Origin of the sequence: Azospirillum sp. A1-3, assembly GCF_023806445.1 — a bacterium.
Lineage (GTDB): Bacteria > Pseudomonadota > Alphaproteobacteria > Azospirillales > Azospirillaceae > Azospirillum.
Map to the genome: position 1 here is coordinate 463,951 of NZ_JAMSLU010000004.1, position 18,137 is coordinate 482,087.

17 protein-coding genes are annotated in these 18,137 nt (G+C 70.7%); 14 read left to right on the top strand and 3 right to left on the bottom strand.

The features are described from left to right. The first annotated feature begins 103 nt into the window (after positions 1 to 103). The 14 genes from M5E06_RS23460 (at position 104) to M5E06_RS23525 (ending at position 13,316) form a co-directional block, all read left to right on the top strand. Positions 104 to 1,762, top strand: coding sequence for a thiamine pyrophosphate-binding protein (locus tag M5E06_RS23460; protein WP_252140438.1), 1,659 nt, complete (start codon positions 104 to 106; stop codon positions 1,760 to 1,762). A gap of 79 nt (positions 1,763 to 1,841) precedes the next feature. Next, a complete protein-coding gene (gene amaB / locus M5E06_RS23465; protein ID WP_252140252.1) occupies positions 1,842 to 3,338 on the top strand; it encodes an L-piperidine-6-carboxylate dehydrogenase in 1,497 nt (498 codons plus the stop codon). Positions 3,339 to 3,436: 98 nt separating this feature from the next. After that, positions 3,437 to 4,693, top strand: coding sequence for a hypothetical protein (locus M5E06_RS23470; RefSeq protein ID WP_252140253.1), 1,257 nt, complete (start codon positions 3,437 to 3,439; stop codon positions 4,691 to 4,693). A 95-nt stretch (positions 4,694 to 4,788) separates the two neighbouring features. Further along, positions 4,789 to 5,628: a motility protein A gene (locus M5E06_RS23475; protein ID WP_252140254.1), complete on the top strand. Its 840-nt coding sequence runs from the start codon at positions 4,789 to 4,791 to the stop codon at positions 5,626 to 5,628. Continuing rightward, complete coding sequence (locus M5E06_RS23480) at positions 5,615 to 6,496, top strand: OmpA/MotB family protein (protein WP_252140255.1); 882 nt, start codon at positions 5,615 to 5,617, stop codon at positions 6,494 to 6,496. The genes M5E06_RS23475 and M5E06_RS23480 overlap by 14 nt, the downstream gene beginning before the upstream one ends. A 266-nt stretch (positions 6,497 to 6,762) precedes the next feature. After that, on the top strand, positions 6,763 to 8,241 hold the full coding sequence (gene atpD, locus M5E06_RS23485; RefSeq protein ID WP_252140256.1) for a F0F1 ATP synthase subunit beta: 1,479 nt from the start codon (positions 6,763 to 6,765) through the stop codon (positions 8,239 to 8,241). Further along, a complete protein-coding gene (locus M5E06_RS23490; RefSeq protein WP_252140257.1) occupies positions 8,238 to 8,708 on the top strand; it encodes a F0F1 ATP synthase subunit epsilon in 471 nt (156 codons plus the stop codon). Before atpD ends, M5E06_RS23490 begins: the two co-directional genes overlap by 4 nt. Further along, the gene (locus tag M5E06_RS23495; protein ID WP_252140258.1) at positions 8,705 to 8,983 is read left to right on the top strand and encodes an AtpZ/AtpI family protein; all 279 of its coding nucleotides are present in this window, start codon (positions 8,705 to 8,707) and stop codon (positions 8,981 to 8,983) included. The genes M5E06_RS23490 and M5E06_RS23495 overlap by 4 nt, the downstream gene beginning before the upstream one ends. Position 8,984: 1 nt before the next feature. Beyond that, positions 8,985 to 9,275, top strand: coding sequence for an N-ATPase subunit AtpR (locus tag M5E06_RS23500; protein ID WP_252140259.1), 291 nt, complete (start codon positions 8,985 to 8,987; stop codon positions 9,273 to 9,275). After that, complete coding sequence (locus M5E06_RS23505) at positions 9,272 to 9,946, top strand: F0F1 ATP synthase subunit A (protein WP_252140260.1); 675 nt, start codon at positions 9,272 to 9,274, stop codon at positions 9,944 to 9,946. The genes M5E06_RS23500 and M5E06_RS23505 overlap by 4 nt, the downstream gene beginning before the upstream one ends. Before the next feature lie 5 nt (positions 9,947 to 9,951). Beyond that, a complete protein-coding gene (locus M5E06_RS23510; RefSeq protein ID WP_012977203.1) occupies positions 9,952 to 10,191 on the top strand; it encodes a F0F1 ATP synthase subunit C in 240 nt (79 codons plus the stop codon). Positions 10,192 to 10,214: 23 nt separating this feature from the next. Next, positions 10,215 to 10,988: a F0F1 ATP synthase subunit B family protein gene (locus tag M5E06_RS23515; protein ID WP_252140261.1), complete on the top strand. Its 774-nt coding sequence runs from the start codon at positions 10,215 to 10,217 to the stop codon at positions 10,986 to 10,988. After that, positions 10,951 to 12,480 carry a F0F1 ATP synthase subunit alpha gene (locus M5E06_RS23520; RefSeq protein ID WP_252140262.1) on the top strand — a complete coding sequence of 510 codons (1,530 nt, stop codon included), beginning with the start codon at positions 10,951 to 10,953 and terminating at the stop codon, positions 12,478 to 12,480. Before M5E06_RS23515 ends, M5E06_RS23520 begins: the two co-directional genes overlap by 38 nt. Further along, entirely contained in the window at positions 12,477 to 13,316 is an 840-nt protein-coding gene (locus M5E06_RS23525) for a F0F1 ATP synthase subunit gamma (protein WP_252140263.1), read from the top strand. Before M5E06_RS23520 ends, M5E06_RS23525 begins: the two co-directional genes overlap by 4 nt. Here the strand turns inward: M5E06_RS23525 and xdhC are convergent. The 3 genes from xdhC to xdhA are packed head-to-tail and all read right to left on the bottom strand — an operon-like array spanning position 13,267 to position 18,102. Beyond that, entirely contained in the window at positions 13,267 to 14,124 is an 858-nt protein-coding gene (gene xdhC / locus M5E06_RS23530) for a xanthine dehydrogenase accessory protein XdhC (protein WP_252140264.1), read from the bottom strand. The two genes, M5E06_RS23525 and xdhC, sit on opposite strands and share 50 nt — an antisense overlap. Beyond that, complete coding sequence (gene xdhB, locus M5E06_RS23535; RefSeq protein WP_252140265.1) at positions 14,121 to 16,637, bottom strand: xanthine dehydrogenase molybdopterin binding subunit; 2,517 nt, start codon at positions 16,635 to 16,637, stop codon at positions 14,121 to 14,123. The genes xdhC and xdhB overlap by 4 nt, the downstream gene beginning before the upstream one ends. Beyond that, a complete protein-coding gene (xdhA, locus tag M5E06_RS23540) occupies positions 16,630 to 18,102 on the bottom strand; it encodes a xanthine dehydrogenase small subunit (protein WP_252140266.1) in 1,473 nt (490 codons plus the stop codon). Before xdhA ends, xdhB begins: the two co-directional genes overlap by 8 nt. Between the last annotated feature and the right edge of the window lie 35 nt (positions 18,103 to 18,137).

The following is an 18,137-nucleotide window of genomic DNA, read 5'->3' on the forward strand; positions in this document are numbered from 1 at the left end:
TACCAAAGCTCATGACCTGTGGAAAGAAAGTCGTTTGCGCCCTGGCGCGCGGCACGGCACGCTCGCTATCCTGGAGATCCTGAACAGGCGGGGCGGCATCGCGATGAAGACCGGTGGTCAGTTGGTCGTCGAAGCGCTTGAGGCGCAAGGCGTGCGGCGGGTGTTCGGCGTGCCGGGCGAGAGCTATCTCGCCGTACTGGACGCCCTGCACGACAGCCCGATCGAGATGGTCGTCGCCCGCCACGAAGGCGGCGCCGCGATGATGGCGGAAGCGCAGGCCAAGCTGACCGGCCGCCCCGGCGTCTGCCTTGTCACCCGCGGTCCCGGCGCCACCAACGCCGCGTCGGGCATCCATGTCGCGCAGCAGGACGAAACCCCGCTGGTCGTGCTGGTCGGCCAGATCGAGCGCGGCATGCGCGGTCGCGACGCCTTCCAGGAGGTGGATTACGGCAAGCTGTTCGGCGGCATGTGCAAATGGGTCGCCGAGATCGACAGCGCCGACCGCGTGCCGGAGATGATCTCCCGCGCCTTCCACACCGCGATGGCCGGCCGCCCCGGCCCGGTGGTGCTGGCCCTGCCGGAAGACACGCTGACCGAGACCGCGAACGTCGCCATCGCCCCGCGGGCGGAACCGGTGGAGTGCGCCCCCACGCCGGCGCAGCTGGCGTCCTTCGGCGCGCTGCTGGCCAAGGCGGAACGGCCGCTTCTGGTGGTCGGCGGCTCCCGCTGGACGGCGGAGTCTGTCGCGGCGCTGCAGGGCTTTGCCGAGAAGCTGTCACTGCCGGTGGCGGTGACCTTCCGCCGCCAGATGCTGTTCGACCATTGCCACCCGCTCTATGCCGGCGACATCGGGCTGGGCATCAACCCGAAGCTGACGGCTCTGGTCAGGGACAGCGACTTGCTGATCCTGCTGGGCGACCGCTTCTCCGAAGTGCCGTCGCAGAGCTACGACCTGCTCGGCATTCCCGATCCGGGGAAGGCCATCGTGCACATCCACCCCGGTGCCGAAGAGATCGGCCGCGTCTATCGTCCCTCGCTGGGCATGGTCGCCACGCCGGCCGCCTTCCTCGACGCGGTGGCGGAACTGAGCCTGAGCGCGAAACCGGACTGGAAGGCCCGCGCCGAGGCCGCGCACGCCGCCTATGAGGCCTGGAGCACCCCACCCGACTCCATCCCCGGCGACGTGCAGATGGGCCGCATCATGGCCTGGCTGGAAGACCGGCTGGAGCATGACGCCATCTTCACCAACGGCGCCGGCAACTACGCCACCTGGATTCACCGTTTCCACCGCTTCCGCCGCTTCGGCACCCAGGCGGCGCCGGTCTGCGGATCCATGGGCTACGGCCTGCCCGCCGCCATCGCCGCCAAGCTGCAGCACCGCACCCGCGACGTGCTGTGCTTTGCCGGCGACGGCTGCTTCCAGATGACGGGGCTGGAGTTCGGCACCGCCGTGCAGGAGGGGGCCGCCGTGATCGTGCTGGTCGTCGACAACGGCATGTACGGCACCATCCGCATGCATCAGGAGCGCGAATATCCCGGCCGCGTGTCCGGCACCCGGCTGCAGAATCCCGACTTCGCCGCCTTCGCCCGCGCCTATGGCGGCCATGGCGAAACGGTGGAGACCACCGACCAGTTCGCCCCGGCCTTCGAGCGTGCCCGCGCGTCCGGCCTGCCGGCGATCATCCACATCAAGCTCGACCCCGAAGCCCTGACCCCGACCCGGACGCTCTCCGAGATCCGCGCGGCGGGCAAGGGGAAGTGATTTAGGGAACCCAGCCCTCTCCCGGAACGGGAAAGGGACGCATCTTACGCCTCGCTTTTTGACCCAAGGAGCCACCCCGGTGCAGCACAGCGACATCCTCTCCCGTTTCGGCCTGACCTCCAGCGATGCCGGTCTCACCGCCCGGTCGCCGGTGGACGGCGCCACGCTCGCCACGGTGGCGGAGACCGCGCCGTCGCAGGTGTCGGACATCGTCGCCAACGCCGCCCGCGCCTTCGAGGCGTGGCGCTCCGTGCCGGCTCCGCGCCGCGGCGAGCTGGTCCGCCTGCTGGGCGAGGAGCTGCGCGCCGCCAAGGAGGATCTCGGCCGTCTGGTTTCGCTGGAAGCCGGCAAGATCTACCAGGAAGGCCTGGGCGAAGTGCAGGAGATGATCGACATCTGCGACTTCGCCGTCGGCCTGTCGCGCCAGCTCTACGGCCTGACCATCGCGTCGGAGCGTCCGGGCCACTCGATGCGCGAAACCTGGCACCCGGCCGGCCCCTGCCTCGTCATCTCCGCCTTCAACTTTCCGGTGGCGGTGTGGTCGTGGAACGCGGCGCTGGCGCTGGTCTGCGGCGATCCGGTCGTCTGGAAACCGTCGGAAAAGACCCCGCTGACCGCCGCCGCCTGCCAGGTCATCTTCGACCGCGCCGTCGCCCGCTTCGGCGATGCGCCGGCCAACCTGTCCCAAATCGTCCAGGGCGGCCGTGAGATCGGCGAGGCGCTGGTCGCCCACCCCGGCTTCCCGATCGTCTCGGCCACCGGCTCCACCCGCATGGGCCGTGAGGTTTCCAAGGTGGTGGCGGAGCGGTTCGGCCGCTCGATCCTGGAGCTGGGCGGCAACAACGCCATGATCGTGGCGCCGTCGGCCGACCTCGACATGGCGCTGCGCGCCATCCTGTTCTCCGCCGTCGGCACCTGCGGCCAGCGCTGCACCACGCTGCGCCGGCTGATCGTCCACCGCTCGGTCAAGGACCAGCTGCTGCCGCGCCTGAAGGCGGCCTATGCCTCGGTTTCGATCGGCAGCCCGCTGGAGACCGGCGTGCTGATGGGTCCGCTGGTGGACGCCGACGCCTTCAGGGCAATGCAGCGCGCGCTGGAGTCGGCGAAGGCCGAGGGCGGCACGGTGACCGGCGGCGAGCGCACGCTGACCGACCGCTTCCCCAACGCCTATTACGTCACCCCCGCCATCGTCGAGATGCCGGCCCAGACCGAGGTGGTCCGGCACGAGACCTTCGCGCCGATCCTCTATGTCCTGACCTACGACACGCTGGACGAGGCCATCGCGCTGCAGAACGCCGTTCCGCAGGGCCTGTCCTCCTGCATCTTCTCCACCGACATCCGTGAGACGGAGCGCTTCCTGTCGGCCGCCGGGTCCGACTGCGGCATCGCCAACGTCAATATCGGCCCCAGCGGTGCGGAGATCGGCGGCGCCTTCGGCGGCGAGAAGGAGACCGGCGGCGGGCGCGAGTCCGGGTCGGATTCGTGGAAGGCCTACATGCGCCGCCAGACCGCGACGGTGAACTACTCCTCCGCGCTGCCGCTGGCCCAGGGCATCAAGTTCGAGATCATGGGCTGATCGACGACTGAGTCCCGACCTCCGCGGCGTCGTCGCCCCTTGCGACCCTGTTCGACCGGCGCGACACTCCGGCAGCGAAGGTGAAATCGAGGGAAGCGATGGCGGACGCGGCAGGTCATACGGTTCTGGCACGCCTGCAAGCCCTGCGGGCGGCGCCGGAACCGCTGGCGGCCCTGCTGGCCGACCTGCGCGGGATCGAGCATGGCGGCGATCCCCGCTTCGCCATGACGCTCGACCATTATCTGCAAAGCTGGCTGGGCAGCCAGCCGCGCGAGGTGTTCCGGCTGGCCGGACCCCGCCTGCTGATCCTGGCGCCGGCCGATGCCGGGCCGCTGCTCGACGCCGGGGCGAAGGCGCTGGGCCACATGCTGCTGTCCCACGGCTTCGGCACGCTCCACGCCAGCCGCTACGACATGGCGACGGAGGTGGAGCGGCTTTTCGCCGACCTGTTCCCCAACGACGCCACCGCCGCCCTGCGCGAAGCGGCGGAACGCGCGCCCACCGCGGCGCTCGCCCATCTGCTGGAGGTGGAGCGGGTGCTGCACGGCGCCGATGTCGACAGCATCGTTCGCGAACAGCCGGTGTGGTCCTTCGCCGGCGACCGTGCCGCAGTGGTCGCCACCGAACTGGCGGTGTCGCTGGAGGAACTGGAATCCCGCCTCTCCCTGTCGCTTCGGCGCGATTCCTGGCTGCGGCATGAGGTGGCGGTGCGGCTCGACCGCGGCCTGTTGCGCCATATCGCCCGCGACCGCGCCCACGACCCCCGCGCCTTCACCGTCGATCTGCACACCGCGACGGTGCTGGACGACAATTTCGAGGAGCTGGTCCGCGCCATCCCGACGGAGATGCGGGGGCGGATCACCGCCGAGCTTCCCTGCTGGGAGCTCACCCTCGCCCCGTCCCAAGTGGTCGCAGCGGCGGGACGCCTTGCCGATGCCGGATTCGCGGTGGCGCTGGACCATATGCCGCTGGCGGCCCTCGACAGTCTCGATCTGGCAGGGCTGGAACCCGTCTTCATCAAGACGCAATGGATCCATGGAGCCGCCGGCGCCGCCGACAAACTCTCCGCCGCGGTCGCCCGCTTCGGTACCGGGCGGCTGGTGCTGTGGCGCTGCGACGAGCCCATGGCGCTCGACACCGGGCGCACCGCCGGGGTCACACTTTTCCAGGGCCGCGCAGCCGATGCCGCCGCCGCTGCTCCCCACGGCCTGCCCGAGATCCAGCCCCGCCCTGTCGCCGAGGAACCGGAAGAACCGGAAGAACCGGAAGAGGCCGCCCCTGCCATGGCGGAAATGGTGGAGCCGGCACCCCCATCCCGCCCTGGTCTGCTCGGCCGGCTGCTGGGGCGCGGCTGACGGCCGCACAGCGCAGGCATCCGCGCCCCGCGATTGACAGCCGGTCATTACGGGTTCCTAATAGTTAAAATGCTAACGAACGACGAAGGCGTCGGATGTCCGTCCAAGCGCCCAGCCAAACACCCGCGAAGCCCATCCCAGCCGCGGCGACCTCCCGCTCTCCCCGCCTGCTGAACGCCACCGTTTTCGGGCTTGCCGGGGCCTTCGGGCTGCTGTCCTACATCGGCATCGGCCATGGGATGGAGGCGCTGTGGAACCCGACCGGCGCCGTCATCATCGCCGGCGGCATTACCGTTGCCGCCTTGATGGCATTCCGGGCCAGCGAGTTGCACGCCGCCCTTGCCTCGCTCCGCGCGATTTTCCGCGACGACGAGTCCATCGCCCCCGACATCGCGGAGCTGGTGGCCTTCGCCCGCCTCTATCAGCGCGGGCAGATCCAGCGGGCGGAGGAACAGGGGACCAAGGCCGGCAGTCCCTTCCTGCGGCTGGGGTTGCAGCTGATCGCCGACGGCACGCCGGTCAACGACATCCTCCATGTGATGAACTGGCGCATCCAGAAGCTGATCGAGCGCGAGTCGGTGCAGTCGCGCCTGTACCGCACCCTGGCCGGACTGGCTCCCGCCTTCGGGCTGCTGGCGACGCTGGTCGGGCTGATCGGCATGATGGCGCAGCTCGGCACCGCCACCATCTCGCAGGTGGGCGAGCACATGTCGGTGGCGCTGGTGGCGACGCTGTACGGCGTGGTGCTGGCCAACCTCGTCTTCAAGCCAATCGCCATCAAGCTGGAACAGCGCACGGCGCGGCGCGTGGCGATGCTGAACGTGCTGCTGGAAGGCATCATCCTGGTGCGTCTCGGCCGCTCGCCGACGGTCATCGCCGAAGCGCTCGCCGAGTTCGTACGCGAGCGCGGGGACGAACTCCATGGCACCTCCTGACGATGGGGTGCGGGACCGGGATCTGGCGCCGGACGACGCGCAGGACCTCGCCACCCCCACCTGGGCGACCAATTTCGGATCGAACGGCGGCCTGCTGCCCGCTGCGGCGGATGAGGACCAGGAAATCTGGCTGCTCAGCTACTCCGACCTCGTCACGCTCCTGCTGTCGGTGTTCGTCATGCTGCTGGCGATCACCACGCTGAAGGACCAGCTTCCGACCACGCCACAGCCGGAAACGCCCGCCGTCGCGCTCCACGCGACCTCGACGCTCCCGCCCCTGTTCGACGAGCCGGAACCGGCCATGGTTCCCCAGCCGGCTCCGCCAGAGCCAATCCAACCGCCAGACCCGCGCCCGCGCCTGGACGACGACGAGGTGGCGGTGACCGCCCCCGATCTGGTCGCGGCACGGTGGCGCGAAGCCCTGGCGAAGCTGGGCGTGCCGCCCAGCGTGGCGGTCGATGTGCAGCAGAACCGCGTCGGCATCGTTATCGGCGACGGCATCCTCTTCGCCCCCGGACAGGCCGACCTGACGCCGGGCGGCGACGGGCTGCTGCGCCGGCTCGCCCCGACGCTGGCGGCGACCCGCGGCGAGGTGGTGGTGGAGGGGCACAGCGACTCCACGCCGATCGCCAACCGCCGCTTCCCCTCCAACTGGGAATTGTCGGGCGGCCGGGCGGCCAGCGTGGTGCGCCGGCTGATCGAGCTGGGGCTGCCGCCGGACCGGCTGTCGGCGGTGGGCTTCGCCGATACCCGGCCGCTGTCCGCCGGCAGCGATCCGGCATCGCTGGCACGCAACCGCCGCGTCGCCATCACCATCCAGGCCGACGGCATTCCCGCCGGCCACGAGCCCGTCAGAGCGATTCAATAGGGGCAGGGTTTGATTTGACGCAATGCAGCGACACGGCGGAGGGGGCTATGCTGAGGTCTGGTGGTCGATCTGGTTGACGTATTGTCCTCCACCCCGATGGCGCCGCCCCCGGCGGTTGTTTCCCCGGCGGAAACATCCAAAGGAGGCATCCTGGCGCCCCTTCCCCCGCCCGCCGGGGGAAGGTCGGGGAGGCCTCATCCCGCGGCGCTGCCGTGGCCGCCACCATCCCGCACGGTTCCCGTCCCGCCCAACCGGCCGGAGTGACCATGTCCGTTCAGCCTTCCACGCAATCGTCCGCCGACCAATCTGCCGCCCCTGCCACCGAGATTCCGGCCACCGCGAATCCGGCCACCGGGCAGGTGGTCGCCGTCCGTGGCTCGGTCATCGATCTCCGCTTTCCGGAAGCGGCGCTGCCGCCGCTGTTCGATGCGGTGGAGATCCTGTGGGACGGCCCGGAACGGCTGGTGGCGGAGGTGCAGAGCCATCTCGACGCCGGAACCGCGCGCGCCATCGCCCTGCAGGGCACGTCCGGCCTGCGCCGCGGCACGCCGGCGCGCTCCACCGGCGGACCGCTGACCGCCCCGGTGGGCGACGCGGTGCTGGGCCGGCTGATCGACGTCATGGGGCTGGCGCGCGACGACGGGCCGGAACTGCCGCCCGACACCCCGCGCGCGCCGATCCACCGCGCCCCGCCGCCGCTCGCCCGCCGCAGTCCGCGCCGCGACCTGTTGGAAACCGGCATCAAGGTGATCGACCTGCTGGCCCCGATGGCCCGTGGCGGCAAGGCCGCCATGTTCGGCGGCGCCGGGGTCGGCAAGACCGTGCTGGTGATGGAACTGATCCGCAAGATGGTGGAGCGCCACACCGGCATCTCCGTCTTCGCCGGCATCGGCGAACGCTCCCGCGAGGGGCAGGAGCTTTGGGAGGAGATGCAGCGCTCCGGCGTGCTCGACCGCACCGCGCTGGTCTTCGGCCAGATGAACGAGCCGCCGGGTGCGCGCTGGCGCGTCGGCCTGACCGCGCTGACCATCGCCGAGCATTTCCGCGACGAGGAACGACGTGACGTGCTGCTGCTGATGGACAATGTCTTCCGCTTCGTCCAGGCCGGTGCCGAGGTGTCGGGCCTGCTCGGCCGCCTGCCGTCGCGCGTCGGCTATCAGCCCACGCTCGCCAGCGAGATCGCGGAGCTTGAGGAGCGGGTGGCCTCCACCCCCGGCGCGGTGGTGACGGCGATCCAGGCGGTCTATGTCCCGGCCGACGACTTCACCGACCCGGCGGTGGCGGAGCTGTTCAGCCATCTCGACAGCTCCATCGTGCTGTCGCGCGCCATGGCGGCGGAGGGGCTGTATCCGGCGGTCGATCCGCTGACCTCCACCTCCAGCCTGCTCGACCCGCTGGTGGTGGGGGAGGCGCATTACCGGCTGGCGGAGGAGGTGCGCAAGACCATCGCCCATTATCGCGAATTGCAGGATGTGATCGCGCTGCTGGGCATGGAGGAACTGAGCGCCGCCGACCGTCTGGCCGTGCGCCGCGCCCGCCGCCTGCAGCGTTTCCTGACCCAGCCCTTCATGGTGACGGAGGCCTTCACCGGCCATGCCGGCGTCAGCGTGCCGCTGGAGGAGACGCTGAAGGGGTGCCGCGCCATTCTGGACGGCAACTGCGACGACTGGGCCGAAAGCGCCTTCTTCATGACCGGCACCCTGGATCAGGTCCGCGAGCGCGACAGCGCCGGGAGGGGAGCATGAGCGACCTCTCTCTCATCATCACCACGCCGACCTCCGTCGCCGCCCAGTTCACCGGCCTCCGCCATCTGCGGGCGGAGGATGCCAGCGGCGCCTTCGGCATCTGGCCCGGCCATGCCGACCTGCTGACCGCCCTGGCGATCTCCGTCATCAGCTGGCGCGGCGCCGATGGGCGGGAGGGCCATTGCGCGGTGCGCGGCGGGGTGCTGACCATCCGCGACGGCGCGAAGATCGCGGTGGCGACGCGCGAGGCGGTGCCCGGCGACGACCTCCGCGCGCTGGAGCGCGACGTGCTGGCCCGCTTCCGCCGCAACGTGGAGGAGGAGGGGGAGGCGCGATCCGGCGCCCGCCGCATGCATTTGGCCGCGATCCGCCACATCCTGGCCTATCTGCGCCCGGACCGCCGCCGTTCGGAGAATCCCGGCGGGCCCTTCGCACCGACCCCCGACGGCGGGGAGGAAGCACCATGACCGACGAGCAGGATCCGCTTTCCGGCAGCGTCCGCCGCCAGCGCGAACGGCGGGAGCAATGGCTGCGCGAGGGCGAACGGCCGATGGGCCGCAATCTCGCCCTGATCGGGGCGCTGGGCTGGCTGGTGATCGTGCCGATGCTGGCCGGCCTGTTCGCCGGGCGCTGGCTCGACGAGCGGGCCGGCGGCGGAATCTTCTGGACGGCAGCGCTGCTGTTCGCGGGCGTGGTGCTCGGCGGCTGGCTCGCCTGGAACCGCATCGAACAGGAACGCTGACATGACGGCCGTCCCCTTCCTTGTCCCTGTCGTTGCCGGGGCGCTGGCCGGTCTGGCGCTCGGCGTTCTGTTCTTCCGCGGGCTGGCCGCGACGGCACGGCTCTATGCGCTGGGCGGGGTCCGCCGGGCGGTGCCGCTCTATTTGCTTCGGCTGGCCGGCGCCACCGCCGGATTCACCATCGCCGCCCTCTGGGGCGGGGCGGAGGCGCTGCTGGCGATGCTTGCCGGCTTCCAATTGGCCCGCACCGTCGTGGTCCGCCGGGAAAGGCGGGCGCAGGAGGGAACGTCATGACCGAATCGCCGCTGACGACGCCGGTGGTCTTCCTGCTGGGTCCGGTCCCGGTCACGCTGCCGGTCGTCGCCACCTGGGGACTGATGGCGGTGATGGTGCTGGGATCGGCGCTGGCGACCCGGCGGCTGCGGGTGGAGCGGCCCGGCCCGGTCCAGACGGTGCTGGAACTGGTGGTGGAGACGTTGCGCCGGCAGATCGCCGAGACGATGCAGACCGACGCCACCCCCTTCCTGCCGCTGCTGGGCACGCTGTTCCTTTATCTGGCGGTCGCCAACCTGTCGGGGCTGGTGCCGGGCATGAAGGCGCCGACCGCTTTCCTGGAGACCGCGGTGGCGCTGGCGCTGGTCGTGCTGCTGGCGTCGCAGGCGCTGGGCATCCGCCGCCGCGGCCTGTGGGCCTATCTGAAGGGCTTCACCCATCCCACCCCGCTGCTGCTGCCGCTGAACATCCTGTCGGAGCTGACGCGCGCCTTCTCGCTGTCGATCCGCCTGTTCGGCAACGTGATGAGCGGGGAGTTCGTCATCGCCATCGTGCTGTCGCTGGCCGGCCTGTTCGTGCCGGTGCCGCTGATGGCGCTGGAACTGCTGCTGGGCCTCGTCCAGGCGTACATCTTCACCATTCTTGCCGCGGTCTTCATCGGCGGCGCCGTCGGAACAATCGAGAAGGGCTAAAAACCATGGACGTCCATGCCATCAGCATCCTGGGCGCCGCACTGGCGGTGTCGGTCGGCGCCATCGGTCCGGCATTGGCGGAGGGCCGCGCCGTCGCCGCCGCGATGGAGGCCATCGCCCGCCAGCCGGAAGCCGCCAACACCCTGTCGCGCACCCTGTTCGTCGGTCTGGCGATGATTGAGACCATGGCGATCTACTGCCTCGTCGTGGCGCTGCTTCTGCTGTTCGCCAACCCGTTCGCCTGAGTGCCGCAATACCGAGGTCCGTCATGCACATCGACGGTTGGACGCTTCTGCTCCAGGCGGTCAATTTCCTGATCCTTGTCTGGCTGCTGCGCCGCTTCCTCTACCGCCCGATCCTGGCGGTGATCGCCGAGCGGCAGGCCGCCACCGAGCGGGTTCGCACCGAGGCCGAGGCGGCGCGCCAAGCCGCCGAAGCGGCACGCCAGACCCTGGAGGCGCAGCGCACCGCCCTGCCCGCCGAACGCGACCGCCTGATCGCCGCCGCCCGTGTCGAAGCGGAGGCCGAACGCGCCGCCCTGCTGGAGAAGGCGCGGACCGAGGCCGACCACGCGCTGGAGGAGGCCCGCAGCCGGCTGGCCGACGAGCGGGCGCAGGCTTTGGACGCGCTGCAGCGCCATGCCGCCGATCTCGGCACCCAACTGGCGACCCGGCTGCTGCGCGACGCCCCGTCCGGGACCCTGACCCGCCCGCTGCTGGAGGAGGCCTGCGCCGCGGTGGAGGCTCTAAGCGCCCCCCAACGCCATGCACTGGTTGACGGCATCGATCCGGTGCCGGTGCGCCTTGCCGTCGCCGGATTGCTGCCGACGGAGGACGCCGCCCGGACGCGCGACCGGCTGGCGGCGGCGTTCGGCCGACCGGTGGCCTTGGAGCAGGTCGAGGACCCGTCGCTGATCGCCGGGGTGGAACTGCATTTTGCCCACAGCGTCGTCCGCCGCAGTTGGAAACAGACGCTGGCCGAGGCGAGGGAGGAGATGACCCGTCATGACTCCGCAAGAAGCGATGCCGACGCCCTCGCTTGAGGATGCGCTCGACGCCTGGATGCCGGGCGCGCTGCGCCGGCTGGACGGGCTGGACACGGCTGCGCGGCTGGAATCGGTCGGGCGGGTGGAGTCGGTCGGCGACGGCATCGCCCATGTCTCCGGGCTGCCCGACGTCCGGGTGGACGAGCTTCTGCTGTTCCCCGGCGGCGTCGCCGGGCTGGCCATGGATCTGGACGAGCAGATCGGCTGCGTCCTGCTGGGCGACGCCGCGAAGGTGACGGCCGGCGGCACCGTCCACGGCACCGGGACCGTGCTGCGCGTGCCGGTCGGCGACACGCTGATGGGGCGGGTGGTCGACCCGCTCGGCAATCCGCTGGACGACGGCCCGCCGGTGGAGGCCGAAGGGTGGGAGCCGGTGGAGCGTCCCGCTCCGACCATTGCGGAGCGCGCGGCGGTGTCCGAACCGCTGCTGACCGGCACCGTGGTCATCGACGCCATGTTCCCGCTCGGGCGCGGCCAGCGCGAGTTGCTGATCGGCGACCGCGCCACCGGCAAGACGGCCATCGCGGTTGACGCCATCCTCAACCAGACCGACGGCGACGTTTTCTGCATCTATGTCGCCGTCGGTCAGAAGGCGTCGGGCGTGCGCGCGGCGATCGAGGCGGTGCGCCAGGGCGGTGCGGCGGCGCGCACGCTGTTCGTCATCGCCGCTGCCGATTCCGCCCCCGGCCTGCAATGGCTGGCGCCCTATGCCGGCTTCACCATGGCCGAGCATTTCCGCGACAGCGGCCGGCACGCCCTGGTCATCGTGGACGATCTGTCGAAGCATGCGGCGGTCCACCGCCAGATCTCCCTCCTGCTGCGCCGCCCGCCGGGGCGGGAGGCCTATCCCGGCGATGTCTTCTACCTGCACAGCCGCCTGCTGGAACGCGCGGCCAAGCTGACGGCCGCCAAGGGCGGCGGCTCGCTGACCGCCTTGCCGATCGCCGAAACCCAGAGCGGCAACCTGTCGGCCTACATTCCGACCAACCTGATCTCCATCACCGACGGGCAGGTCTGCCTGGACGCCAAGCTGTTCTACGAGGGACAGAAGCCGGCGGTGGACATCGGCCGCAGCGTGTCGCGCGTCGGCGGCAAGGCCCAGCCGCCGGTGCTGCGCAATCTCGCCGAACCGCTGCGGCTCGACTACGCCCAGTTCCTGGAGTTGGAGGTCTTCACCCGCTTCGGCGGACTGGTGGACGAGCGGACGCGCAAGGCGGTGGCGCACGGCCAGCGCATGCGGGCCCTGTTGGCCCAGCGCCACCTGTCGCCCCGCCCGCTGGCGGTCCAGGCGGCGCAGTTGCTGGCGCTGGCCGACGGCACGCTGGACGGCTTGGCCCTGGAGGCGATCCCGCGCTTCCAGGCGGCACTCGCCACCCTGGCCGCCGCCCGCCCGCCGAAGATCGGCGAGACGCTGGACGACGCCACCAAGACGGCATTGCGCGACCTGATCGCGCAAGCGGTCGTCGGCCTTGGCGGAGCCACGCCATGACGGAACGGCTGACGGAGGTCGAAGCGCGGCGGGCCAGCGTGCAGGATTTGGGGGCGGTGACCGATGTCATGCGCTCGCTCGCCGCCATGCGGCTGCAGCAGGCGCTCGGCACGCTCGCCGGCACCCGCGCCTATGCCGAGGTGATCGCCGGGGCGCTGGCCCAGGCGGCCACTCTGCTGGACGACGCCCCGATGCAGTGGCCGGCGAACGGACGCGGCCATTCCGCGCTCGTGCTGTTCGCGCCGGAACATGGCTTCGTCGGCGCCTTCGCCGAACGGCTGGTCGAGGCGGCGCTCGCCGCCCCGCCCGGCTGTGCGTTGTGGGTGGTGGGCCAGCGCGGCGCGGCCCTGCTGGACGAACGCGGCCGTCCGCCCGCCTGGTGCGCGGCGATGGCGACCAACACCGATGCCGTCACCGCCACCGCCCGGCGCATCGCCGACGCGCTCTATCGCGCGGCGGCGGACGGGCGGCTGGGCCGGGTGGAGCTGCTCTACGGCCGCACCAACGCCGGGGCGCCGCCGGAGCTGGTGCGCCGGCCGCTGCTGCCGCTCGGCCTGCCGCGGGACGGTGCCCGGCCGGTGCCGCCGCTGATCAACATGCCGCCGCGCGAGCTGATCGCCCGGCTGGTGGACGAGTATGTCTTCGCCCTGCTGGCCGACGCCGCGATGGAGAGCTTCGCCGCGGAGAATGCCGCCCGCCTCACCACCATGATGACCGCCCGCCACAACATCGAAACCACGCTGGACGAGCTGACCGCAACGGCCCGCCACCTGCGCCAGGAACAGGTCACGAATGAACTGATCGAACTGGTGTCGGGGGCCGAGGCGATGGGGTGAGAGGACGCGCCAACGCCACCAGCAGTTCCGCCGCCGCCAGCGCCGCGATCACCTCCGGCCGCTTGTCGCCGGTCAGCGCGGCACCGATGGGACAGGTCAGCCCCTCCAATACATTGACCTCCCGCCCCCGCGCCCGGAACCAGCGTTCGAACTTCGCGCGTTTCGTCGCCGAACCGATCATGCCGACATAGGCCGCATCGCCCCGGCGCAAGGCCGCCTCGGTGATCTCGAAATCCAGCGCATGGCTGTGGGTCAGCACCAGATAGCCCGCGCCGGCCGGCGCGCTCGTCAGCGGGTCGAGCGGGCTGTCGGTCAGGATGCGCTCCACCCCGGCAAGGATCGTTTCGGGAAACTCCTGCGCCCGGCCGTCGATCCACAGCAGGCGCAGCGGCAGCGGAGCGAAGGCGCTCGCCATCGCACGGCCGACATGACCGGCACCGAACAGCAGCAGGGTCGGACGTGCCGCCAGCGCCAGGCGCTCCCGCTCCCGCAAAGCGGCGAGAGTGCCGGCATCGGCCCACTCCAGACGCAGCACGACATGGCCGCCGCAGCACTGGCCGGTCGCCGGGCCCAGCGGCAGGTCGAGCGTCTCGGCGGCGGTGCCGTCCTCCAGCATCCGCCGCGCGGTGGCGATGGCGGTCCATTCCAGGCGGCCGCCGCCGACGGTGCCGGCGCAGGATTCCCGTCCCACAAGCATGCCGGCCCCTTCCTCCCGCGGGGTGGAGCCGCGCGCCTCGGCGACGGTGACGAGGATGGCGGGGGCGCTCTGGGACAGCCAGTCGGAGAGGGTGGTGGAGAGGGCTGTCATACCAGTTCAGGTGGGAGTGGCGAAGCGCCTTGCCCCCTCCCCGACCCTCCCCCGCTTTCAGCGGGAGAGGGGGCCTTTTGCGAAGCGGCGGCAGTCCCCTCCACCGCCAATGGCGGGGGAGGGTTAGGGAGGGAGCATTCACCGCCTGCAGCCATTCGCTCCCGCAACGCCGAGATACAGCTCAGCACCCGCTCCGGCGTCGCCGGCGCGTCCAGCCTTGGGCAGATGCGGTGCCCGGCCACGCTCGCCACCGCGTCGGACAGGGCGTGGAACACCGACATTCCCAGCATGAAGGGCGGTTCGCCCACCGCCTTGGAGCGGAAGATGGTGTCCTCGCGGTTCGGCGCATTCTCCAGCAGTGCCACGTTGAAGATGCGCGGACGGTCGGAGCAGGCCGGGATCTTGTAGGTGCTGGGCGCGTGGGTGCGCAGGCGGCCCTGCGCGTCCCACCACAGCTCCTCCATGGTCAGCCAACCCATGCCCTGGACGAAGCCGCCTTCGATCTGCCCCCGGTCGATGGCCGGGTTCAGCGACCGGCCGCAGTCGTGCAGGATGCCCACCCGGTCGACCACATACTCGCCGGTCAGCGTGTCCACCGTCACCTCGGCGCAGGCCGCGCCATAAGCGAAATAATAGAAGGGCGTGCCACGTCCGGCCGCGCGGTCCCAATGGATCTTCGGCGTCTTGTAGAAGCCGGTGGCCGACAGCTGCACCCGCGCCATATAGGCGGCGCGCACCAGATCGGCGAAGCTCATGTCGCGGTCGCCGACCACCACCCGGTTGCGCTCGAACCGCACCGCATCGGGCGCCACACCCCAGTTCTCCGCCGCGAAGGCGACCAGCCGCTCCCTGATGGTGCGGGCCGCCGCCTGCGCCGCCTTGCCGTTCAGGTCGGAGCCCGAAGACGCGGCGGTGGCCGAGGTGTTGGGCACCTTGCCGGTGTTGGTGGCGGTCGGACGGATGGTGGCGATATCGACCTGGAACTCCTCCGCCACCACCTGGGCGACCTTGGTGTAGAGCCCCTGCCCCATCTCGATTCCGCCATGGTTCAGCTGGATGCTGCCGTCGGTATAGACATGGACCAGCGCGCCGGCCTGGTTGTAGTGGCTGGCGGTGAAGGAGATGCCGAACTTCACCGGCGTCAGCGCCAGCCCCTTGCGCAGGATGCGGCTCTTGGCATTGAAGGCGCGGATTTCCTCCCGCCGTGTCCAGTAACCACAGCTATCCTCAAGCTGCGCGATCAACTCCGGCAGGATGTTGTCGGTGACGGTCTGGTGATAGGGCGTCAGGTTGCGGTCATCGGTGCCGTAGAAGTTCCGCTTGCGGATTTCCAGCGGGTCCTTGCCCAGCGCGAAGGCGATCTCGTCGATCACCCGCTCCGCCGCGACCATGCCCTGCGGACCGCCGAAGCCGCGGAAAGCGGTGTTGGACACCGTGTTGGTCTTCAGCGGCAGCGACTCCAACCGCGCCGCCGGATAGAAATAGCCGTTGTCGGCATGGAACAGCGCGCGGTCGGTCACCGGGCCGGACAGGTCGGCGGCATAGCCGGCCTTGGCCGCGAACAGCATGTCGACGCCCTGGATCAGCCCGCTGTCGTCGAAGCCGACGCGATAGTCGATCTCGAAATCATGGCGCTTTCCGGTGATCTGGAAATCGTCGTCGCGGTCGGGACGCAGCTTGGCGGCGCGGCCGGTGCGCTTGGCGACCAGCGCGGTGCAGGCGGCGAACAGGTTGGACTGCGTCTCCTTGCCGCCGAAGCCGCCGCCCATCCGCCGCACCTCCACCGTCACCGCGGCGCTGGGCAGGTCCAGAACATGGGCGACGATGTGCTGCACCTCCGTCGGGTGCTGGGTGGAGACGTGGATCAGCACCTCCTGGTCCTCGCCCGGCACCGCCATGGCGATCTGGCTTTCCAAATAGAAATGCTCCTGCCCGCCGATGGCGAGCCTGCCCTCCACACGATGCGCGGCCACGGCCAGCGCCGCATCGGCGTCGCCGACCCGCAGCGTCATCGGCGCGGTGACCAGAGTGCGCTCGCCATCGCGGGCGGCGGCGATGGTCAGGACGGCGGGCAGATCCTCGTACTCGACCACCGCCAGCCTGGCGGCGCGGCGGGCCTGATCGCGGGTTTCGGCGGCGACGGCGAAGATCGGCTGGCCGACATGCTCGACCAGCGTCGAGGCGAACAGCGGCTCGTCATGCTTGCCCATGCAGCCGATGTCGTTCACCCCCGGCACGTCGTCGGCGGTGAAGATCGCCACCACGCCCGGAGCCTGCCTGACCGGCGACAGGTCGATGGAACGGATGCGCGCATGCGCCCGGCCGCTGAGCCCCAGATAGACGTGCAGCAGCCCGGCCGGCTCGGCGATGTCGTCGACATAGACGGCCTCGCCGCTGACATGCTTGTGCGCGCTCTCGTGCCGGCGCGGGTCGTGGACGGCGCCCTCGATGCGGTCCGGAGCGGTGATGGGAGCGATGGGCGTCGTGACGTCAGGCGCCATTGAATCAGGCATGGGCTAGCCTCCGGTCGCCGACCAGACGGGTTTCCGCCGCCGGGTCGCTGGTCTCGACATACAGCTTCATCAGCAAATTCGCGGCCACGGCGGAGCGATAGGCCGCGCTGGCCCGCCAGTCCGACAGCGGCGCGTAATCGTCCGCCAGCGCCTCCATGCCTTGGCGAACGCAGTCCTCGGTCCAATGGCGGCCCAGCAGCACCGCTTCCGCCCCGCCGGCGCGTTTCGGGGTGCCGGCCATGCCGCCGAAAGCGATGCGGATGTCGGCGACCCGCCCCTCGCCGTCCAGCGTCAGGCGGAAGGCGCCGCAGACGGCGGAGATGTCCTGGTCGAAGCGCTTGGCGATCTTGTAGGCACGGAAGCGCATCCCCGCCTCCCGCTTGGGCAGGATCACCGCCTCGACGAATTCGCCCTCGCGGCGGTCCTGCTTGCCGTATTCGATGAAGAAATCCTCCAGTGGCAGTTCGCGCGTCTCGTCGCCGCGCCGCAGCCGCAGGGTGGCGCCGCAGGCGATCAGCGCCGGCGGCGTGTCGCCGATGGGGGAGCCGTTGGCGATGTTGCCGCCGATGGTGCCCATGTTGCGCACCTGCTCCGCCCCGATGCGGCGGATCAGCTCGCCGAAATCGGGATAGAGCGCCGCGATCCGCTCCACCGCGTCGCTATAGGTGACGCCGGCGCCGATCACCAGTGCGTCGCCGCGATCCTCGATCCGCCGCAGGGCGCGCACCCGGCCGGTGTAGATCACCGTCGCCAGCACGCGCTGGAACTTGGTCACCCACAGCCCGACATCGGTCGCCCCCGCCACGATGGTAGCGCCGGGATTGTCGAGCAGAAGCTGCGCCAGCTGCGGCACGGTGGCGGGAGCCAGGAAGCGGCGCCCGCCAGCGCCGACGCTGAGGATCTCCTCGTCGCGCAGGGCCTTCAACTTCTCCGCCATCGCTTCGCGGTCGGCGAAGCGGTCAGCAACCCGGTCACCGATCCCGTACATCGCATGGGCGGCGCGGACGATGGGCTCGTAACCGGTGCAGCGGCACAAATTCCCCGCCAGCGCGTCGTCGATGCGCTGCCCGTCCGGCCGCTCCTCGTTCAGGTAGAGCGCCAGCAGCGACATGACGAAGCCCGGCGTGCAGAAGCCGCACTGCGAGCCGTGGCAGTCCACCATCGCCTGCTGCACCGGATGCAGCGCGCCGTCCGGCCCCTTCAGATGCTCCACCGTCAGCAGCCGGCAGCCGTCCAGCGTGGCGAGGAAGCGGATGCAGGCGTTCACCGCCTCATACCGCAGGGTGTCGCCGTCCAGCCGGCCGACCACCACGGTGCAGGCGCCGCAATCGCCCTCGGCACAGCCTTCCTTGGTGCCGACCCGCCGTTCCGACAGCCGCAGCCAGTCGAGCACCGTCAGGGTCGGATCGACCGCGTCGATCTCCCGAAGCTCGTCGCCGAGATAGAAGCGGAGGCGCTGGCGCATGGCTGCTCCCGATGAACTGGTGACGATGTGACGCA